This is a genomic window from Imperialibacter roseus (assembly GCF_032999765.1).
GTDB lineage: Bacteria > Bacteroidota > Bacteroidia > Cytophagales > Cyclobacteriaceae > Imperialibacter > Imperialibacter roseus.
Genome location: NZ_CP136051.1, coordinates 3,730,992 through 3,752,247 on the forward strand (window position 1 = coordinate 3,730,992; position 21,256 = coordinate 3,752,247).

The 21,256-nt window shown below is 47.6% G+C and carries 12 protein-coding genes and 1 pseudogene; 3 read left to right on the forward strand and 10 right to left on the reverse strand.

Features of this window, described 5'->3' with window-relative positions; all coding sequences use genetic code 11:
• Positions 1–5 precede the first annotated feature (5 nt).
• Positions 6–695 (forward strand): NUDIX hydrolase, encoded by a 690-nt coding sequence (locus RT717_RS15570; protein WP_317487310.1) that lies wholly within the window; start codon positions 6–8, stop codon positions 693–695.
• Between the two features lie 8 nt (positions 696–703).
• Here the strand turns inward: RT717_RS15570 and RT717_RS15575 are convergent, their stop codons facing one another.
• The 8 genes and pseudogenes from RT717_RS15575 to RT717_RS15605 all read right to left on the reverse strand — a co-directional run bounded on the left by RT717_RS15575 (position 704) and on the right by RT717_RS15605 (position 14,719).
• Positions 704–3,310, reverse strand: coding sequence for an ABC transporter permease (locus RT717_RS15575; protein WP_317487311.1), 2,607 nt, complete (start codon positions 3,308–3,310; stop codon positions 704–706).
• A complete protein-coding gene (locus RT717_RS15580; protein ID WP_317487312.1) occupies positions 3,303–5,924 on the reverse strand; it encodes an ABC transporter permease in 2,622 nt (873 codons plus the stop codon). The genes RT717_RS15575 and RT717_RS15580 overlap by 8 nt, the downstream gene beginning before the upstream one ends.
• Positions 5,917–8,283: an ABC transporter permease gene (locus RT717_RS15585; protein ID WP_317487313.1), complete on the reverse strand. Its 2,367-nt coding sequence runs from the start codon at positions 8,281–8,283 to the stop codon at positions 5,917–5,919. The genes RT717_RS15580 and RT717_RS15585 overlap by 8 nt, the downstream gene beginning before the upstream one ends.
• A 6-nt stretch (positions 8,284–8,289) precedes the next feature.
• Positions 8,290–8,469: pseudogene (locus RT717_RS28515) on the reverse strand (permease prefix domain 2-containing transporter); the annotation flags it as partial.
• Positions 8,462–11,086 (reverse strand): ABC transporter permease, encoded by a 2,625-nt coding sequence (locus RT717_RS15590; protein WP_317487314.1) that lies wholly within the window; start codon positions 11,084–11,086, stop codon positions 8,462–8,464. The pseudogene RT717_RS28515 and the gene RT717_RS15590, both read right to left, overlap by 8 nt.
• Complete coding sequence (locus tag RT717_RS15595; protein ID WP_317487315.1) at positions 11,079–13,745, reverse strand: ABC transporter permease; 2,667 nt, start codon at positions 13,743–13,745, stop codon at positions 11,079–11,081. Before RT717_RS15595 ends, RT717_RS15590 begins: the two co-directional genes overlap by 8 nt.
• A complete protein-coding gene (locus tag RT717_RS15600) occupies positions 13,742–14,128 on the reverse strand; it encodes an endonuclease domain-containing protein (protein ID WP_317487316.1) in 387 nt (128 codons plus the stop codon). Before RT717_RS15600 ends, RT717_RS15595 begins: the two co-directional genes overlap by 4 nt.
• A gap of 264 nt (positions 14,129–14,392) precedes the next feature.
• Positions 14,393–14,719: a PadR family transcriptional regulator gene (locus RT717_RS15605; protein ID WP_317487317.1), complete on the reverse strand. Its 327-nt coding sequence runs from the start codon at positions 14,717–14,719 to the stop codon at positions 14,393–14,395.
• 403 nt (positions 14,720–15,122) lie between these two features.
• Between RT717_RS15605 and RT717_RS15610 the strand changes: the two genes are divergently transcribed.
• Entirely contained in the window at positions 15,123–15,815 is a 693-nt protein-coding gene (locus RT717_RS15610) for a sulfotransferase domain-containing protein (protein WP_317492364.1), read from the forward strand.
• 120 nt (positions 15,816–15,935) lie between these two features.
• On the opposite strand, the gene RT717_RS15615 is transcribed toward RT717_RS15610, so the two are convergent.
• Positions 15,936–16,820 (reverse strand): hypothetical protein, encoded by an 885-nt coding sequence (locus tag RT717_RS15615; protein WP_317487318.1) that lies wholly within the window; start codon positions 16,818–16,820, stop codon positions 15,936–15,938.
• Between the two features lie 91 nt (positions 16,821–16,911).
• Positions 16,912–17,754: a hypothetical protein gene (locus tag RT717_RS15620; RefSeq protein ID WP_317487319.1), complete on the reverse strand. Its 843-nt coding sequence runs from the start codon at positions 17,752–17,754 to the stop codon at positions 16,912–16,914.
• Between the two features lie 275 nt (positions 17,755–18,029).
• Here RT717_RS15620 and RT717_RS15625 point away from each other — a divergent pair, with 275 nt between their 5' ends.
• A complete protein-coding gene (locus RT717_RS15625) occupies positions 18,030–21,155 on the forward strand; it encodes a WD40/YVTN/BNR-like repeat-containing protein (RefSeq protein WP_317487320.1) in 3,126 nt (1,041 codons plus the stop codon).
• Positions 21,156–21,256: the final 101 nt, after the last annotated feature.

Below are 21,256 nucleotides of genomic sequence, written 5' to 3' on the forward strand. Positions count from 1 at the left end.
CATCGTTGAAGCCCATTAAATATAGTACCGAAGACCGTATTCATGTTGCCGTAGATTGTATCATCTTTGGCTTCGATGGACAGGAGTTAAAAGCACTTTTGATCCACAGGAAGATGGATCCGGGACTTGGGGTGTGGTCGCTGATGGGCGGCTTTGTTAAAATCGACGAAAGTCTGGACGAGGCAGCCGTAAGGATTTTGCACTCCCTTACAGGGCTTGATAATATTTATATGGAGCAGCTCCATAGCTATGGAGCGGTGCACCGGGATATAGGCGGCAGAGTGATTTCTGTCGCCTATTTTGCTTTGATCAATATTGAAGACTACGAAGAACAAGTGCTCGACGAACACGATGCCCGCTGGGTGCCTCTCAACGAACTGCCGGATTTGATTTTCGACCATAAGCAAATGGTGCAGGACGCCCACCAGCGCCTTCGCCAAAAGGTAGCCAATCACCCGATTGGTTTTGCCTTGCTGCCTGAAAAATTTACACTCCCACAGCTCCTGAGCTTGTACGAGGCTATTTACGATGCGCCTATCGACAAGCGAAACTTCAGCCGGAAAATGCTGTCATTGGGCATATTGAAAAAACTGGCCGAAAAGGAAAAAAGCAGCTCCAGAAAAGGAGCCTTCTTCTATGTGTTCGATCAGGAAAAATATGAGAAGCTTTCCAACGAGGGCCTTAGTTTTATCTGAGCACTTTCCTACTCATTCCTCAGGCTATCCACGGGATTGGCCAGCGCTGCTCTCGTTGATTGCGAGCTGATCGTCAAAAACGCCACTATAACCGCCGCCAAGCCAGGAAGTGCAAGCATCCACCACTGCACTGCCACCCTGTAAGCAAATTCTTGCAACCATTGATCCACCAACCACCAGCCTACGGGCAGAGCGATGAGGTAGCCGATAGCAACCATTTTGATAAACCTTGAAGCGAACAAAGCAACAATGTGGCCGACAGAAGCGCCCAGCACCTTTCGAATACCCACTTCTTTGGCACGTTGCTGTGTGCTGAAGGCTGCGAGGCCAAACAGTCCGAGGCAGGCTATCAAAAGCGCTATAACGGTAAAAAAGCCAAATATTTCGCCCTGTCGAATATCTGCCTTATAAAGTTTATCAAAATTATCGTCCAGGAATTCGTAGTCGAAGGGAAGTGAAGAGTATTTACGAAATGTTTCCTCCAGAGAAACCACGGTTGCAGGAAGGTCTCCTGGCTTAACCTTTACAGAAATGTAGCGGAAATTCTCCCTCAGTTCTACCAGTAGTGGCGCAATCGTCATGTGCATCGAATGCATATGAAAATCTTTGATCACACCCACAATGGTCTTGTCACCCTCCCAGCCAGACGTAAAGGTCTTTCCCACCGCTTCGTCGACAGACCACCCAAACTCCCGGCAGGCCGCTTCGTTCACAACAATATTTTTGGAGGATTGATCAAGTGCATACTCAGGTGACAACGTCCTTCCTGCAATCAGCTCCATGCCGAATACTTCGAGGTAGTTTTCGTCGGTTCTCAGCTGATAAATGGTATGGTCATAATCAGTCTCTTTCCCTTCCTCCTTCAGGCTAACCACGTTACTCTGCTCTACATTAGTAGGAAGGTTTTGAGAAATAGTGACGGCCACCACTTTCGGGTTTGCCAGCCATTCTGCTTTTATGGCCTCAAAGCTGTCTCTTACATTACCATCATAAGACCGGATTGTAAAAACATGCTCTTTTTCAAATCCAAGTTCCTTTTCGCTAATGAACTTGAACTGAGCATAAGCCACAAAGCTACAGATAATCATGGCAACAGAAATAGCATACTGCCCAATGATCAAACCTTTTTGCAGACGAATTCCAGAATCAGACGCATTCATTTTCCCTTTCAGCACCTTTACTGGCACAAGCGACGACATAAATAAGGCTGGGTAACTGCCGGATAGTATACCTACAATGATAACCAACAGCAACAAACCGGGGGCTAGTATAATAAAGTCACCCATGTTGAACACCAGCGTCCTGTCGACCATCTGCCCGAAGTATGGCAAAGAGGCCGGTAGCAATAGTGCGGCCACTGCCAATGCAACGAAAGTGACAAATACAGACTCACCAAGGAATTGCATCACCAGCTGCCATTTGTGAGCGCCAATTACCTTCCGCAACCCCACTTCCTTTGCTCTGCCAATAGATCGGGCAATGGCCAGGTTCATATAGTTGACGCACGCAAGTATCAGGATCAATGCAGCTATCATTGAAAAAAGTGCCAGCTGCGCAGGGTTTCCTCTGGGGCCAAGATCGAAGTTGACCGCCGTTTGCAAATGCCATTCCGTGATTGGCTGGATCAAGTAAGTCGGGTAGTCGTCGTAGGCCCATCGTTGTTTCAGAAGCTCCGGCATCTTTGCCTGCAGTCCAACAGCATCGGCACCTTCTTTCACCTTCAGAAAAGAGTAAAATGCATTTCCCTCCCACTTTTCCTTTGCTTTATCGTCCAGATAGTACTGATCTGCCTCAAGGCTCCAAACATGCGTAAACTGTAACGTGGAGTTGAGAGGCGGATCCTGAATAATGGCGGTCACCTGAACCTTTCGGCCATCCAAAGTTAACGACGTTCCCATCACATCATCGGTTCCAAAAAGCTTTTGGGCCAGCGACTCGGTCAGCACTATGCTTTCTGGAGTCAAGAGTGCGCTCTCCGCATCACCTCTTAAAAAGTTGAAGTCAAACACCTTAAAAAATTGAGGATCCGCAGAGATTCCCTTTTCCAGGTAGCTAACCTCTCCCATTGTGATAATTCGGGTTGGTGCCTGTAGCGAAGTAGCCGCTTCCACCTCCGGAAAATCACTCATGAGTGTTTCAGCGAACCCAGCTGGCATTACGGCAAAGTAATCGCTACCCATAAAAGGGTTGAATGTTTGTTGTTGATAAGTCCGGTATATTCTTTTTGAGTCAGGATAAAACCTGTCAAACGACAGCTCGTGCCTGACATACAAAAAAATTAGAATAAAGGCGGTGAGGCTAAGTGCCAATCCGCCAACATTAATGGCTGCGTAGAGCTTTTGACGCAGCATACTGCGCCAGCCAACCTTCACATAGTTTTTGAACATCCCGAACTGATTCATGCGATAACTCCCTCCAATGGGTTTAATAATTGTTGGCCTGAAAAGTTTGATTACGTCAAGTGTAAAGAGCCATTTGGCTTTTGATTGACCTTTCTCTAAGCACCTGTCGTCAAATCGCTCAAACAAATCACCTTCAATATCCTCCTGGTAATCCGGATGGCAGAACCAGCGGAAGAAGCGGAGGGGCAGTTTGGGTGGATGGTGCTTATTCATCTCTCAAAGCATTGATTGGATTGGCGGTGGCCGCCTTCATTACCTGCGTACTGATACTTACAAAAGAGATGACCAATAACAGGGCGACAGGTGCTACGATAGCAGTGAGACTGACCGACGTTCTCAAAATATAACCTTCAAGCCACTTGTGCATCAGCAGATAGGCCACAGGCGATCCTATTAGCACAGCAACGGAAAGCTGCCCTACATAGCCCCTGCAAAAGAGGTTGACAATGCTGGCCACAGATGCGCCAAATACCTTTCTGATGCCCACTTCTCTTTTCTTTTTCCTCGCAACGAACATAGACATACCGAAAAGCCCGAGGGAGGCTACGAAAACGGAGATACCGGTAAAAACGCTAAATAGCTGGCTGAACCTAATATCCTCTTGATAGTTGCTATTGAATTGTTCGTCCAGAAAATAGTATTCGAACACCTGGTCGGGGTGCACCTCGTCCCAAATGCGCTCTATTTGAGCCAGGCACGCCGCTAATTCCTTATAATTGGAATAGGAGCCAGAGTCGATTTTAATGGACGCATGCCCCCGGAACGGGTTGAATTCGAAGGTCATGGGCTGAATCTTCTCCTTGAGTGAATTTTGATGAAAGTCTTCCACTACACCGAGTACTTTGAATGTCCTGTCTTCGTTTTCGGGTATAATGATCGTTTGTCCGATAGCCTCCTCAGGACTCGAGCATCCCATCGCCAGGGCCGTTGACCGGTTGATAAGTATACTTCGCCTGCTGGCCCAAAACTTGTCTTTTGAAAAGTCTTCCCCGGCGATGATTTTTGCCCCGTAGTAAGCCATATAGCTGGCGTCAACGCCAATGAGGTTAGCACTAACAGTGATGTTCTTTCCTTCTATGTTGAAGTAGATATCCTGCCCATTGCCTCCTCCTGGCACTTGTGTGGAAGACGTCACACCACGGGTAAAAGAAAGGTTAGCTACACCTTCCTTGAATGACTGATGTCTTTTCACTTTGTCATCCGCTCCGTCTTTCGCCGACTTCACAATCAAGGTTTGGTCAAGGGTGATTCCCAGCGGTTGATTTTTCAGGAAACGCATCTGGTCTGAAATCACAAATATTCCAGTGATAAGAATAATCGAAATACTGAATTGTAGCACGACCAGTACTTTCCGAAAGCCAGCGCCCTTTGTGTTATCAATCACCCGTCCTTTGATAGACCGTATCGGCTCAAGGCTGGATAAAATAAGTGCCGGATAGGAAGAGGCGACCAACGCTCCCAAAAGGAATAATAAAAGGAACAACCAGTTCATCGGCGTAGGGTCACCGAAAAGGGGCAACAGTTTCCCATTAGTATAAGTCTCAATGAATGGATAGAGCAGCCAAACGATTAGCACGGCAGCGGCCAATGCCAGCAAGTTGATGGTCATGCCCTCAAAAATAAACTTGCGAACAATCTCACGTTTCTCAGAACCCAGCACCTTTCTAATACCCGTTTCTTTGTGCCGACTCATAGATTGGGCGCTTGTGAGGTTAATAAAATTGATCCAGGTGATCAAAAGAATAAAAACACCTACCAGCAACAGCATGATTTCCATTTCGGAAAGTCGAACGTCACTCAAAGGAATCAATGCGAGTTCAACCTCCCTTCCATCGGCCTTTATTTGTTCCACATCGTTTATGTCCGTTGCTATTTTGGACGCCAACACTGCTGTATTGGCCTCCTCAGTGAGGAGAAGATAAGTCGGATAATTTGCAAAACCCCATTGATCATAATTGCTGAAACCGATGGTAGATTTCAGAAAATCAAACCTGAACCTGGAATAGACAGGCACCTCTTCAACAACTCCGGTAACATGTAGCGTATTCTCCGCACCCCAGGCTGTGGTCGTCTTCATTGCCTTTCCGAATGCCTTCGCATCGCCAAAATATTTTTTCGCAACCGATCTGGTAATCACAACGGAATTGGGTTGAGATAAAGCGGTTGTGGAATCTCCTTCAATAAATTGAAAAGAGAACATTTGGGTGAAATCGGGGTCGGCCGAGAACATATTTCGCTCATTAAACTTCACCAGTGATCCGCTTTCATCCACCACAGTTACCTGTTTCTCAACGTCTCTGCTGTAGAGGCTCGCCATCCGCACCTCAGGGTATTGTTCTTTTACTTTTGCCGCCGTTTCCCAATAGGTGCTGTGTTGATAGCTGGTTGCAACGCCATCTTTTGTTTCTGCCTGATCAATCTCTGCTATGTTATCCTTGTGTTGATGAAATTGATCATACCTGAGGGAAAAGCCCACATATTTGGCGAGTATCAAAGCCGCCACCATGCCAATGACAAGCCCTGATATGTTAATGGCCGAAAAAGCCTTGTTACGTAGAAAATTCCGGTAGGTGACTTTCGAGTAATGATAGAGCATAGCTTGTTTACTTAATTTGTTAATCGGCTTGAATGGCCTGAAAATACCTGGCCTGCACAGCCTGAGTACCTCTAATGTGAAAATCCAATTTGCTTTGGTTTTCCCTCGCTCCTCCACCCTCTTCTCAAACCTTTCTACCAAATCCCCCTCAATATCCTCCCGATACTCCGGGTGGCAGAACCAGCGGAAGAAACGGAGGGGAAATTTCGGTGGAGTAATGGGTCTATTCATCTCTCAAAGCATGAATAGGGTTCCTCAGTGCGGCTACCACCGCCTGATAAGTAATAGCAAGCGCCGCTATCAAGGCCACCAGAACACCTCCGGGCAGGAGCTGCCAAACAGAAAGGGTAATCCTGTACGAAAAGATCTGGAGCCACTGGTCCATGCCCAGCCAGGTCAGCGGAGCAGCCACCAGGAAGGCAACAGATACGTAAACGGCGAGGTCTTTCATCAGCAAACCGACAATGTGCCGGGGTGCCGCACCATGCACTTTTCTGATACCAATTTCCTTCGTCTTCCGCTCAATCGTAAATGTGATGATGGCCAGCAGACCAAAACACGACATCACCAGGGCAATTACTCCAAAGCTGGCAAAAACCTCCCCCGTCCTGGCATGAGCGGCATGTTGCGCAGCGTACCGATCAGTTAAAAACTCGTAGTTGAACAAACTGGCTGGATTCACCCGCTCAAAAGATGCTTCGATGAAAGCCAAAGCCCGGGCATTATCGTTACCGGTCAGTCTGATATACAGGTCTCCGGAGTTTCCGTTGAAGATGAACAGAGGCTCAATGGCTTTGGTGAGGCCCCAGTAATTGAAGTTCTTCACTACACCTATGATCTTCAGTTCCTGACCTCTGGGCAATTTCACAGTTTTACCAATTGGCGAAGTCAGTCCCATTTTTTCTACCGCCTCCTGATTGATCACTACCGACTGCTCATCGGCATAGCCCTTTTCATAAAACCTGCCTTCGGCCATTGCTATCCCAAATGTTTCAACAAACTCACTGTCAGCATTCATTGGTCTGACGGTTAGGGTGCCTTCCACCTCTTTTCCCTCCCAGTCGCCTATCTGCATATCAAAATAGATATATTCAAATGTCGAACGAGACATAGCGGTTATGTCGGGGGACTGATCCAATACATTTTTCAAGGCTTCAACATTGTCTCTGGCCTCATCGTCTATTTTTACAGCCACCAGGTCTTCCTTGGTGTAGCCAGGATCCCTTTCACGAATAAAAGTCAGCTGGTTTTGGAAGATCAGTGTGCCGGTGACCATGGCAATGCTAACGCAGAATTGAAACACCACCAGCGATTTTCTCGCTGAAAATCCGCCTGAGCTCTCGCTCCCTTTTTTCTTGATCATTGCCAGTGGCTTCGACGAGTTGATTAGCAAGGCAGGAACAATCGAGATGATAAGAAGCAGGGTTACAATAAATGCCACCATGAGTGCGACTACTTCCTGGTGGCTAATGACGGATCCCACAATTGAGATTGGTATGCCAAAATAGCTTCCCAACAGGCTCAGTAAAATAATGGCCGCAACGCTCCCAAGGATCATGTTCAAAAGTCCCTCGACAAAATACCTGTGCATGGTGTGCCATGGATTGGCGCCGAGTATTCTTTCTAACCCTGCCTGCCGAAACTGCGAGATAAACCGGGAGGTGGTGAGACTTATGTAGTTCACGCAGGTGAGAGTAAAGATGAGCAGCCCTGCAATAGAAAATATCCAAACATACCGAATGTCGCCGCTCCTGGGGAAAAAGGGAGTCATCCTGTCGTGAAAGTAGATGTCGGGCAGTGCGATCAGCTCACTGGACCAATGCGGCTTTTCGATCTTGTCGTAGAGCGTTTTGAGCCCGTTTGATTTCGAAAGCAGGGACGATGCAGTGGCTTGGCCATCCAGCTCAATAAAAGTGGCACAAAACCAGGCACCCCAGGCCCTGCTCTCATCCTGACTGGCGACTTGCTCAAACGGAAGGATAAAATCGAATTGAAAGGATGAATTTTGTGGCAGATCGGCTAAGACCGCTGATACCTGGTAGGTATCGGAGTTTCCAACCGTCACCAACTCTCCGATGGCCTCAGCACCGTCGAATAATTTGTCGGCCAGAGCTTGAGTCAAAATCACAGAATTGCCAGAAAACCCTGAGCTATTACCATATGCAAATGGGAAATCAAACATGCTAAAAAAAGCAGCGTCTGTTTTTGCTCCTCTCCCATTGATTTGTTTCTCTCCTGTTTTAATAGCTTCCGGCTCGCTGCGGAAAGTATATCGGGAGGCGTTCACTACTTCCGGATATTCCTGTTTTAATGCTTCGCCCAGTGGTCCGGGCGTTACTACGCTTTTCTCATATTGCCGAAGAATAAGTTCGACCTGGAATATCCTGTCGGCTTTGGTATGAAACCTGTCAAAGCTCAACTCATTGGCCACCCAAAGAAAAATACCAACAGTGCAGGCGAGCCCCAGTCCTAGCCCCAGCACGCTCAGCGTTGAGAAAGCTTTGTTCTTTTTCATGCCTCTGAAGGCGAGTTTCAAATGGTTAGAAAACATTCCGTCGTAAATCTGCCGCATTCCTGATATTGGTTTCATGAGCGTAGGTTTTAATAATTGCAAGACATCCCACACAAAAAGCCACCTGGCTTTCCTTTTTCCTTTCTCCTCCACCCTCTTCTCAAATCGCTCCCCCAAATCCCCTTCAATATCCTCCCGGTAATCCGGGTGGCAGAACCAGCGGAAGAAACGGAGGGGGAGTTTTGGTGGGTGGTGCTTATTCATCTCTCAGCGCATGGATAGGGTTCGCAAGTGCCGCTTTCACCACCTGGCTGGCAATGATCACAACAGATAAAATAACCACTACAGAGGTAGCAATAGCGAAGAGCCACCAGGCCACATCGATCCGGTAGGCAAAGCCTTCCAGCCAGCTACTCAGCCCAAAGAATGAGACTGGTACCGCCAGCGCCGAAGCCACCAGCACCAGAAGGAGAAAATCCTTCGACAAAAGCCCCAGCAAGCTGGAAGGTGAAGCGCCCAGAATTTTTCTGATGCCTATTTCTTTGGCTCTCTGTTGAGTATCAAGCGCCGACAAACCGAGCAACCCAAGTACTGACAGCATCAAGGCAATGGACGCAAAAATCAGCACAAGTTTACCAAAATGATCCTCTGCCTGGTACTGGGCCTGATAGGCCTGGTCGGCGAAATAATAGCTGAAAGGCCGCTTGGGACCAAAATCTACCCACTTGTCCTCCAGCCGGTCCACGACATCGTGCATATTGTTGCCTGATACATCCAGGGTAAGCAGGGTGTATCGGGAAGGGTCAATCTGCAGGGCCAAAGGTGTTATCTTTTCTTTCAATGATTTGAAATGAAAGTCCTTTACTACACCAATCACTGTGCCCTTATACCGGTTTTGTTGCTCGAATGACTTTCCTACTACCTCGGCCGGACTAGAATAACCCAGCGTTCTGGCAGCAGTTTCATTGAGAATTACCGCACCAGTTATGTCCGACTGTAGCTCTTCCTGAAAGCCCCTGCCTGCCACTATTTCCATTTTATACTGATTGATAAAATCAAAGTCGACACGATAAAAATCGGAGACATAGCTGGTGATGTTACCATCGGCTCCGGGAATGAGCAGGTTGTACCGGCGGTCAATATTGCCAGGCACACAGGAAGACATGCTGACGGCCGTAACACCCGGCACGGCTAGCAGCTCTTGCTTGACTGTTTTCTCATTGTCCCTGATGTTCTCGTCAAAATAGAAATCAAGCACCAGCTTCTGGTCTTTCGAATAGCCAAGGTCTTTGTTTTGCATAAAGTGAAGCTGCCGGTAAACGCCCAGTGTGGATGCTATCAGCATGACAGAAAAGAAAAACTGAGCAACCACCAGTGACTTTCTGATCGAGTGACCGTGGCTACCGGACTTCACTTTTCCCTTCAGTCCGCTGACCGGGTCGAACCCGGACAGAAAAAATGCGGGGTAAATACCTGCTAGAAGGCCCACGCCCATTGTCAAGGCGAGCAGGCTGCCAACAAAGCCGAGGTGGTTAAATATGTTGGTGCTGATAGGCTTGCCCACCAGTTGGTTGAAGAAAGGGGAAAACAGCACAAACATCGCCAGGGCAAGTGTGAAAGCCACAAGAGAAAGAAACACAGCGTCTGCCAGAAACTGAAATAGCAATTGCCGTTTGGCTGCGCCAAGCACCTTTCGGACGCTGATTTCTTTGGCCCGGTTGAGCGAAAGTGCCGTTGACAGGTTCACAAAATTGAATCCTGCGATAGACAATACCAGCAGCGCCACTATTGCCAAAATATAAACATTATTGATGCTTCCTGTGACGGACGAGCCTGTCCTGAAACCACGTGCCTCGGCATGCAGGTAGAGTTCAGTCAGGGGCTCAATGGAAATGCTATAACTTCCCTTTTCAGCATCGACATGCTGGGCGACAAAGCTGGTGAGCTCTTTGTTGAGGCTGGCAATGTTCGGCTTGTTTTGAAGGAGCAGGTAGGTGTAGGTACCAAAGGCATGCCAATTGCTCTTGATGCCAGGATTCCAAACCTCTGTCAGCAACTTCATAGAAAGAAATATATCTGTCCTGAAATGGGAATTGTAAGGCATGTCTTTCATAACACCCACCACATACACATTCGTGCTTCCATCGAGGGTAAGCTGCTTGCCCAGGCAGTCGGTGGTGCCGAAGTACTTGACGGCGGCAGTTTCCGAAAGCACAGCGTCGTAAGGTGCATCCAGTACCGTTGCCGAATTACTGGCTACCAGTGGCAGTGTGAATACAGAGAAAACAGAAGCATCAGCATAAGCCAGGTCTTCCCGCATGAAAGTCTCTGGATCAGACTGCACAATCATGTAATCCAGAAACACCCTGGCATAGTCCGTCACCGCTGGAAAATTAGCAGTTACAGCAGGTGCCATCGGCGGTGCTGAGCTTTCGAGTCTGGCTCCGTTCGGCGTTTGCACATCAGTAACGAGCCTGTAGATGTGCTCACTATTTTCGTGGTATTTGTCGTAACTCAATTCAAACTCCACAAACAGCAGGGCAAAAAAACAGACCAAAATACCAGTCGTTAGCCCGACCAAATTAATGAAGGTAAATGCCTTATGGCTTTTCAGGTACCTCAGTGTGATCTTGATGTGGTTTTTTAGCATGCCGTAATGATCCAATCGTTTTGCGCCTTCAAATGGCCGTACAATGTCCGGCCTCAATAATTTCAAAACCTCCAGCCAAAAAAGGGCTTTGGCAGCAAATGCTCCTTTCTCCTCCACCCTCATCTCGAACCGTTCAGTCAGATCCCCCTCAATATCCTCCCGGTAATCCGGATGGCAGAACCAGCGGAAGAAGAGAAGGGGGAGTTTTGGGGGTTGGGTAGATTTATTCATTCCGTAGCGAGTCCACTGGATTTGAATGAGCCACTTTCAGCGCCTGGCTGCTTACGGTTATCAGTGCCACCACAGTCACAGCTACGCCAGCAAGTCCAAAGTACCACCACGACATGTCGATCCTGTAGCTGAAGCTGTCCAGCCACGATTGCATAAAGTACCAGGCAATGGGCACCGCCAGCACAAATGATATCAGCACCAGCTTCAGGAAATTGCCAGTCAACATTTTAAATATCCTACTGACTGATGCCCCAAGCACTTTTCTGATACTGATCTCCTTGCTACGCTGCTCCGCCATGAAGGCCGACAACCCAAACAGGCCAAGGCATGCCACTACCAGAGCGAGTACTGAGAAGCAGTTCAATATGTCTCCATATTGCGCCACTCCCTCATACATTCTATCGAAGCGAGCGTCCATAAAGTCGTAGCGCATAGGCTGGCCTGGTGCAAATTTGTTCCAAACCGTTTCGATTGATGCCAAAAGAGTGGCCACATCATCCGTATTAGCTTTGACAGAAATGACCGAGTAATTGTCCTGCCCCTGGTGCAGGATGACACCCTGAATCTCCTCTGCGAAAGTGTCGAAGTGGAAGTCTTCTACCACGCCTATTATTTCGTACTCGTTCCCATTATTTATCTTCTGGCCAATAGGGTCATCGAGCCCGAGTTTCCTCACGAGGGTTTCATTGATGATCGCTTTGTTCTGGTTACTTCCCTTGGCGTCAGCGAAGTCTCTGCCTCTGGTAAGCTTCATCCCCATCGTCCCCAGGTAGTCCTCATCCACCTGCCAGTCCTGAATGGAAACTCCCTGGTCGTCTCCTCTCCCTACCACCTTTACCATGTCACCATTTCTTTTAGAATCGGGCCCATAAACTGGCAGGTAGTCACTCACCGACACATTCTCAACCACTGAAAGCGCTATTAATTCATTTTTTAAGGCCTGGGTTTTGTCCCCTAGCGTGTTTGTTCCCTGAAGGAGAATTACCTGCTCCTTGTCAAAACCTAGCGGCTTGGTAAGGATATAATCCATTTGAGAGTTGATGACAACTGTGCCTGTGATAATGGCGATGGCCGTGGTAAACTGGAAGACCACCAGTACATTTCGCAACAATGCGTTCTTAGCCCCTTTGCTAACTCCTCCTTTCAATACGGCGACCGGGCGAAACCTGGAAAGGTATAAAGAGGGGTAAATGCCCGCCAAAACGCCTATAAAACCAGCGGATAGCAAGAGTGCCGGGAAAAGCCACCAGGCTGTTGCCGGAAATGTCAAGTTCTTGCCAGAAAGCTCCCCCAAATAAGGCAGGGAAAGCCATGCCAGCAAAGTGCCTGCCACAAAGGCCAGGAGACTGAAAAGAGTAGATTCGATTAAGAACTGCTGAACCAGATGGGCCTTTGAAGAACCAAGTGTTTTCCGAAGCCCAATTTCCTTGGCCCTGTTAGCCGATTTGGCAGTTGACAAATTGACGAAATTAACACATGCCAGCAATAGAATAAAGACAGCAATAAGGCCAAACAGCCTTACCTGTCCAATGCCACTTTCAAAGAATGCGTCCTCGCCAAGCTGTCCTTTGTTGAGGTGAATATCTGTGATGGGTTGCAGGTGGTAAGTAAGGCCGTTGATGATTTCTTCCCTAGTGGCATACCCGCCATCGGCAAGGGCCTGTGCGTGAAACTTTTCTGTGATCAGACTTAGTTTGGATTCCAGTGCCTTAATGTCAGCACCAGGTTTTACTTTGATATAAGTAGGGTAATTGGTGTTGAGCCAGCTGGTTCTTTCTCCCTTCCAAAACTCTTTGTCAGTCAACGAGATCAGAATATCAAACTCCATGGAGCTGTTCTGCGGAAAGTCTTCCATCACTCCGCCCACGATATAAGGATTGTCTGCTCGCTCATTGAAAATCATCGTCTGCCCCACAGCGTTTCCATCAGGAAAGAACTGTTTTGCTTTGGTTGCCGAAAGCACAATAGAATTGGGCTCGGCTAGCGCAGATGTAACGGAACCCTCCACCATTTTTGGTTGCAGTATCTCCAGCAATTGCTGATCAAAGTAAGCAACGTGCTCTTCGTAAGTGTTTTGCTTGGCGCCAGCAGGTCTGATTTGATTACCTCCTGCACCAAAAAGAGATGATTGATTCACCCTTCCTGCTTTTTCAATTTCCGGGAATTCTTCCTGGATCGTTCTGGCAAATGGATGCTGAAAATAAGAGCTAAAAAAATGCCCGGAACCAAAGCTTACATTGTACTCGGCGATTACCCTGTAAATCCTGTTTTTGTCTGGGTACTGCTGGTCGTAGCTGAGTTCATAGTGGATAAAAACGGCTATGAGTAAACAGGCTGCAATACCAATGGACAGCCCACCCACTTTGATAGCAGAATACATTTTTTGCCTGATCATATTCCGCCAGGCGATTTTGAAATAATTCCTGAACATACCGTAATTGTTTAATTGAGTTTGACCTATAAAATTCTTCATGAGCGAAGGCCTGAAAAGCTTCAGCACCTCAACGGCAAAAAACCAACTGGCTCTTTTTGCTCCTCTTTCTTTCGCTTTACCTTTAAACCGCTCCACCAAATCACCTTCAATATCCTCCCGGTAATCCGGATGGCAGAACCAGCGGAAAAAACGGAGAGGGAGTTTGGGTGGATGGTGGTTACTCATCTTACTTGTCTTTCAATGCAAATAGTCTTTATCTGTTCGATCACTGACTTAATATTACCTTCAACTTCTGCATTAGTAGATCGAATAACATTGACTTCAAATTGCTCAATTTCTTCTGTCCGTCCAGCGTCGTATTCCATCTGTTCAGCCAAGTCATGATACCCTCCGCCAATTTCAATTACTAGCCTCACGGGGTGGGAATAAAAGTCGGCAACGAAAGTGCCGATAGGATGCTGCCTTTTAAATCGAAGTCCCAACAGCTTGTTGGCACGAAGCTCTTCCCATAGCAACTTTTCCGCTAAAGTCTGATTAGCACGAAGCTTCTTTGCATTTTTAAAAATCGTCGAAGAAGCATTGTAAAACATATTTCCGCTATCACCCATTTGCGTTCTCTTTTAAACAATCGTCATTTCTGGAAAAGGGCCAGCTCCCTTCAGGGTTGGGGTAAAATGGTACTTTTTACAGAAGACAATATTTTCAGCGATAATTCTTTCATGAACCAGACTTGCTTCAAAGTTTCAACCTCCGTTAACCCCTGCCCAAAGGGAGCGGAGGTTGAAAATTCATAGATGATTTTGGATTTAAAAGAACGCATTCCCCCTCTAGGGCTGAGGTAAAAATGCGTTCTTTTAAATCCCGATTATGCATCATTTAAACGCCACCTCAGGTATCGCATTCCACAGCCCCAGTCGTTGTTCTTTCAACTCTTCCATCGCCTTTTGTCCATATTGCGTTACAGTGAAATACCTTTTGCGCTTCCCCCCTCTTACCTGTGTGGCCTCTCCAAACTCTGAAGACAGAAAACCTTTCTTCTCCAACCGTCTAAGCACGGTTTGCAATGAACCGATGCTTACCTTCCTGTTGAGCCTTTTTTCCATCTCTTCTATGATGGCTATCCCGTAAGCTTCTCCGTACAGCACAGCAACCGTCAAAAGGACTACTTCTTCAAACTCGCCCAGTTGATATTTTCCCATAGTTTCTAATATTTACCTTAAACGTAGTTATTATAATTTATACTTCAAACAAGCGTCAAATTATTTTTACCTTGATTGTAGTTTATATATCGAAAACTTATCCAAATGAAACCAATGCACACCTACAAGGTTAGTTTGACCTCCTTACTCAAGTAGTCTGAGTCACAACCTGGCATTCAGAATCACGCCCGGGAAATTTGCATAAACGGACGAACCAAGTCGAACATGCAAATTGACCTTTCTGAGAACGTATTGTTTACTTCGGATGAAAGCGGCTCCACAAGTTTGGAAAGTGCTGAAACAAAATGTATCTAACTACACGGTTCTGACTTTTTTGAAGAAAAGAATGCTTTAAATTAAACGAGTAATATTTTTGATTCCGGCATCAGACTTCCCCCTGTATTTGAAAACGCTTTTCAAAATAAACGTTAAGCGACTCGCCATTCACATTCCCCTGGCAAGCAAGCATCTTACATACACCAAATTCATCATACTTACTACCCCCAGAACCGGCTCGACACTTCTTCATACTTTTTTAAACTATCACCTCAATGTCCTTTCGCTCGGCGAACCACAGAATGGAGATTTGCCGGCAAAACGCTGGAAAGCTTACCCAAAATTTATTAAAGCAGTTGGATTCAAAGCTTTTTATGACTCAAGTAGTAGGCTGCCAGTAAAAGAAATGTTGAGTCAACACAGTAAAAATGAAAGCGTGAAGATTATATGGTTGAGACGAAGGAATAAATTGAGGCAATGGGTTTCGCTGAAAATTGCCGAAAACACGGGAGAGTGGTCGGCAGTGAGAACCAGTTTAAACGGCAGCCCATTGAAGCTCTCCCCATCTGAATTTGCTGAATACGTAGCAAAGATGGGGGAAACAGATTCCCAAATTCAGGATCACCTCACCGGAAAAAGATACGTGACTATATTCTATGAGGATCTTACCGAAAACACCGAGCTTGAAATGAAAAAGGTTTGGAACTTCCTCGCTGTGGCGCCTATCAAACCCGCATCGCTTTTGAAAAAGCAGCATCCACAACCGCTAAATGAGCTCATCACGAATTACAACGATTTTATTCAAATGACAGATCAATAGGTAAACGATTGGCTAGTTAACCCAAGGCCGCCGCTATTCGATTGGATTTACTTTTTTCACTAAAAAAATAATGGGGCCGCTATCAAAAGCAAGCCCCTTTTTGTCTTCGCAGCTTCAAACTTATCCCCTCAACCTTCTTCTTACAACATGTTTTCTCGCCTTTACATCCAACTCTATTATCTGAGTTTCACCGTTGATGGTTACCTCTGCCAGGTTATCGCACTCGCCATCGCCATAGTCGATGACAATAGTTGCACTGGGCGCCACAGTTTCAATCACTCCAGATACCGGGAAGAAATAGCCCTGGGCTCCACAGCGTCTTTTGAAGACAAGGCGCTCGGTGATGGTGCTGCTATAATTCTCACCGTCTCTGTTGACTCCTTCAGCGGATCCCTCCACAAACGATTCGTCCTGAGCAGGGTTCTCTGCCCTCGACCAGGTGCGGGTGTGCTCAGAATCACGAGTTGCAAAGGTGCCGTCGTTCCATGAAAGCTTTCCACCTACCACCTCAGTTCTGAATTGAGGAGCGCTTGACTCATCTGCTGTGATATTCGTAATGGTACGAACTCCTTCCACTTTTACACTGTCGATATAAAAATCTTCGAATGTCACACTGCGTGAAGCACCTGGTTTAAACCATCTTTCGTCACTGTAGGTGACAATAATTTTTCCTCGCCTGGTTCGGCCATCACCCTCACATCCATCTCCGTAGTCAATCGTCACGGTGTTATTCTCATGATCGTGGGTTACCACGGCACATTCGATCAAAGCATCACGCATAATTCTTCCTCCGGATGCCTCGTCATAGCTAATACCTGCTTCCACCACATTGTCTACATCCTCAAAAGCAACATCCATCGATGCTTCAGTGTCTACTGCGACATCTTCGAAAGCCGACGCAATAGCATCATCATTCAAACCATCCTCTTCGTTGTTGCAGGAAGCCAACCACACCATAGTTCCTCCCACCATTGTCATCATCATCAATCTCTTTAGCAAATTCATATCTAATAGAAGTTTGTTTGCTGCTTTGATGAGGTCGGGTGGAAAAGGTTTAATGTGGGATTGAAAAAATTCTAAAAAATATTGAAATAGATTAAAAATTACTACTGACCCGCATTGTCGAAATCTCTCCATTTATCGTGGATCTCACATCGTTATCACATTCTCCTTCACCGTAGTCAACAATAAAGCTGACTCCTTTCATGGTACTCTCGACCTTTCCGTACGAAGGAAAAACTTTGCCTACCACCAGGCAGGTTCGCCTGAAGCTCAACTTCTCGGTTACTATACTGGAATATTCATAACCATGTCGGTTGACGCCGGAGGCTACGCCTTCCCAGCTGTATTCGTTGTGCATTGGGAGGTGTGCAAGGCGAATGGTTCTTATTTGGTTCAATTGACGGGTGGCGTAGGTGCCATCAGGCCAGGTAAACCTTCCCTGCCCCCACCTCACTTCATATTTTCTTTCCGTTAGCGCTCCCTTTGATCTATAGGTGAATGAGAAATCGCCTTCTACTAATACATGATCTATTTTGAAATTAACAAAAGAAATACGGTACGTCGCTTCATCAACCAGTCGCAGGTCTGTGTAGGTGATCAGCAGTAACCCACTCCGCCACACATCCCCCGCCCAGGCACCTCCATTTCCAAAATCAACACTGATAATTTGGTGTTTTTTGTCGTGGGCTACCATAGCGCCCTTTAACCACGGCTCCTCCTGTTTCGGCCCGTCAACGGCCCACTTCACCGCAGCATCAACTACCTGGCCAACAAGCTCTGGCATGGCTGTCATATAAGCTTCTGATCGCAGAGAAACATCCTTATAGTCATCCGGCATCGGTGGCTGATCGGCTTCCAATTCTGGAGTACAGGCATGCACGGTCAAAAAAAGTGCGGCAAAAAACGCACGACAGGCAGGTCTTGGAGTGGCTTCCACAGTGTCTTTAGTTTAATAGTAGAAATAGTTAAGCCTGATGGCGAATCCCGGCAACGCACAAAGCGGCGAGACACACAGTCTCAATGCCGGATCATACCACAGTCAGGGCTATCTTCAATGGTGTAGTAGCATACCTCAAAACGTCCAACTTCAATTTCAAAAAAGCATATGTCATCTCTATCCCCCTGTTTGCAGGATAATTCATTTCACTGGTTACATATGTGTTTGATATAATTAACCGGCTGTGTAGCTTCCCAAAAAAACTAATCTGAACAATGCAACATTTACCCAACAGACTGTGGAGCATGGCTTTCTTGCTCCTTTTCACGAGCTTCCTTTCTATGGGCCAGGTGCTCGACATGGAGCTACTCAAAGGCATCAAACCACGTAATATTGGCCCGGCAGGCATGAGCGGCCGGGTTACAGCCGCCGACGTGGTGCAAAGCAACCCCGACATCATCTACCTGGGCACGGCATCGGGCGGCCTTTGGAAGTCGACTGGCGGCGGCACCAGTTGGAAACCCATCTTCGAAAAAGAAAAGGCAGCGTCCATTGGCTCCATTGCCATCTATCAGAAATCGCCCGATATCATTTGGGTGGGAACCGGCGAGGGCAACCCCCGCAACAGCCAAAGCATGGGCAATGGCGTGTACCGCAGTCTCGACGCCGGCCAAACCTGGCAGCACATGGGGCTGGAAAATACCCGTACGATCCACCGCATTTTCGTGCATCCTGACGACCCCAACACGGTGTGGGTAGGTGCGCAAGGCAACGCCTGGGCCGATAGCCCCGACAGAGGTGTGTTCAAAACCACCGACGGCGGCAAAACATGGAAAAAAGTGTTGTTTGTCAATAACCGCACAGGCATCGCCGATCTGACAATTGATCCTACCAACCCCAACAAGTTGATCGCAGGTATGTGGGAATACCGCCGCTGGCCTTGGTTCTTCAAGTCGGGCGGCGAAGGATCAGGCATCTACGTGTCGGTCGATGGCGGTGAAAACTGGGCAAGGAGAACCTCCGACGATGGCTTACCTGAATGTGAAATAGGAAAAACCGCTATCGCTATTGCTCCGTCCAACCCTGACGTGGTTTACGCACTTGTTGAAACCAAGAAAAACGCCCTTTACAAGTCGGTAGATGGCGGCAAAAAATGGAGCAAAGTGCAAGACCAGGATGTAGGCGACAGGCCATTTTACTACTGGGATCTTCGTGTAGATCCCAGGAACGAGAACACATTGTACAACGTCTACGGCATAGTAAAAGTGAGTATCGACGGTGGTAAGACCTTCGAGACACTGGCTGGTGGCGACAAGGTGCACGTGGATCACCACATGTTTTATGTGCTGCCTACCGACGCCTCTTTGATGCTGGATGGCAACGATGGCGGTGCCTACATCTCCCGTGACAGAGGCAAAACCTGGCGCTTTGTAGAAAACCTGCCAGTTGGCCAGTTCTACCACGTAAATGTGGACATGGCAACGCCCTACAATGTAATGGGCGGCATGCAGGACAACGGTAGCTGGAGAGGCCCGAGCCAGTCGCTGCACAACGGCGGCATCCGCAATGGTTATTGGGATGAAATTGCCTTTGGTGATGGTTTTGACGTGGTGCCTGTTCCAGGCGATCTGCGCTATGGCTATGGCATGTCGCAGGGCGGTTTCCTTTCTTACCTCGACTTTGAAACCGGCTTCAGCCAGTTCATCAAACCCAACCACCCCGACAACGTGTTTCTTCGCTTCAACTGGAATGCTGGCATTGCCCAGGATCCGTTTGACGCCAACACGATTTACTACGGTAGCCAGTTTATTCACAAAAGCTCCGACAGGGGACAAAACTGGAGCTTGATCTCCAGCGATCTCACCACCAACGACCCTGAAAAGACCAAATTGGAAACTGGCGGGCTTACTTTTGATGCTACTGGTGCCGAAAATCACTGCACCATTCTTGCCATTGCTCCAAGTCCACTGGACAAAAACATCATCTGGGCTGGCACCGATGACGGCAATGTGCAGCTAACCAGAGATGGCGGCAAAACGTGGATCAATCTGTCCGCCAACATCAAAGGCATGCCAAAAGGTGCCTGGATACCGCAAATCAATGCTTCCACCTACAATGCCGGTGAGGCCTTTGTAGTAGTGAACGACTACCGCCGGGGCAACTGGGCACCGATGGTCTACCAAACCAAAGACTTCGGTAAAACATGGGTCAATCTGGTCAGCGAGCAGAAGGTATATGGGTATGTGCTTTCCATGGTGCAGGATCCCGTCGAACCAAAGCTCATATTCGTAGGTACCGAATTCGGTCTTTACGTTTCTATCGACGCCGGTCAAAACTTCACCAAATGGACGAACGATTACCCAACAGTATCTACTTACGACCTGAAGATTCACCCGAGGGAGCATGACCTTGTAATTGGTACTTTCGGGCGGGCACTTTGGGTAATGGACGACATCAGACCATTGAGAGAAATGGCCAGCAAGGGCGCTCAGGTCATTGCGCAGCCGCTCTATGCTTACCCTGCGCCTGACGCCTACCTTTTTGCCTACAAAGAAGCGGCAGGCACCCGTTTCCACGGCGATGCTATTTTCAGAGGTGACGACAGGGAACCCGGAGCGCTGCTTTCCTACTCTGTAAAAGCGACCTCGAAGCAGGACACCACCATCAAGTCGGACACTGCGAGACTGCAAATATCAGATGCCAGCGGCACCGTCATCCGCAACCTGTTTCAGGTGGTGGAAAAGCCCGGTCTGCAGCGTATCATTTGGGGTCTTGATAAAAAAGGCGTTCGCAGCCCTGAGAGTGCCAAGCCTAAAGCAGGCGCCGCCGAGCCAAGTGGCTTTAGCGTATTGCCGGGCACCTACACAGTAAAGTATACTTATGCAGGTAAAGAAGCTACAACGAAAGTTGAGGTAAAAGCCGACCCACGGTTTACATTCAACCAGTCGGCTGCGGTACAAATGAGCCAGCGCTTTGATCGTGTCAATGCCATCATGGAAAAGGCAACAGCTGCGGTGGATAAACTCAACGATGCCAAAGCCACCATCGCCAAAGTGAATGCTGCGATGGAAGACAGCCCCATCGAAGGCAAGGAGGCACTCAAGAAGCAAGGGGCCGAACTGGAGAAGAAGATCACTGAACTAAAAGAGCGGCTGAAGTCGAAAGAGGATGTGCAGGGTATTTACGATGACCCCACTGTAGCTTCCAGTCGTCTGTTCATGGCCATGTACCAGGTGGGCAATCCCTACAACAGTCTCAACACCAATCAGGAATGGGCAATTGCCCATGCAGAAAAGGCAACGGATGAGGGTGTAGCCAACGTTGATGCTTTCTTTAACACCGAATGGAAGGCCTATAAGGAAAAGGCTGGCGCAATCAACTTCTCGCCTTTTAAAGAATAACGTAAATTCAGATCAAATGTCAGTCTGAGCCTGTCGAAGACGGGTTGTTGCAAATATGCTTCGACAAGCTCAGACTGACATTTCTTTTTACCTTGCCACTA

Coding starts and splice junctions, on each gene's coding strand:
- RT717_RS15605 (WP_317487317.1), bottom strand. CDS start 14,719: ATGGGAAAATATCAACTGGGCGAGTTTGAAGAAGTAGTCCTTTTGACG.
- RT717_RS15585 (WP_317487313.1), bottom strand. CDS start 8,283: ATGAAACCAATATCAGGAATGCGGCAGATTTACGACGGAATGTTTTCT.
- RT717_RS15625 (WP_317487320.1), top strand. CDS start 18,030: ATGCAACATTTACCCAACAGACTGTGGAGCATGGCTTTCTTGCTCCTT.
- RT717_RS15615 (WP_317487318.1), bottom strand. CDS start 16,820: ATGAATTTGCTAAAGAGATTGATGATGATGACAATGGTGGGAGGAACT.
- RT717_RS15590 (WP_317487314.1), bottom strand. CDS start 11,086: ATGAATAAATCTACCCAACCCCCAAAACTCCCCCTTCTCTTCTTCCGC.
- RT717_RS15575 (WP_317487311.1), bottom strand. CDS start 3,310: ATGAATAAGCACCATCCACCCAAACTGCCCCTCCGCTTCTTCCGCTGG.
- RT717_RS15600 (WP_317487316.1), bottom strand. CDS start 14,128: ATGGGTGATAGCGGAAATATGTTTTACAATGCTTCTTCGACGATTTTT.
- RT717_RS15595 (WP_317487315.1), bottom strand. CDS start 13,745: ATGAGTAACCACCATCCACCCAAACTCCCTCTCCGTTTTTTCCGCTGG.
- RT717_RS15580 (WP_317487312.1), bottom strand. CDS start 5,924: ATGAATAGACCCATTACTCCACCGAAATTTCCCCTCCGTTTCTTCCGC.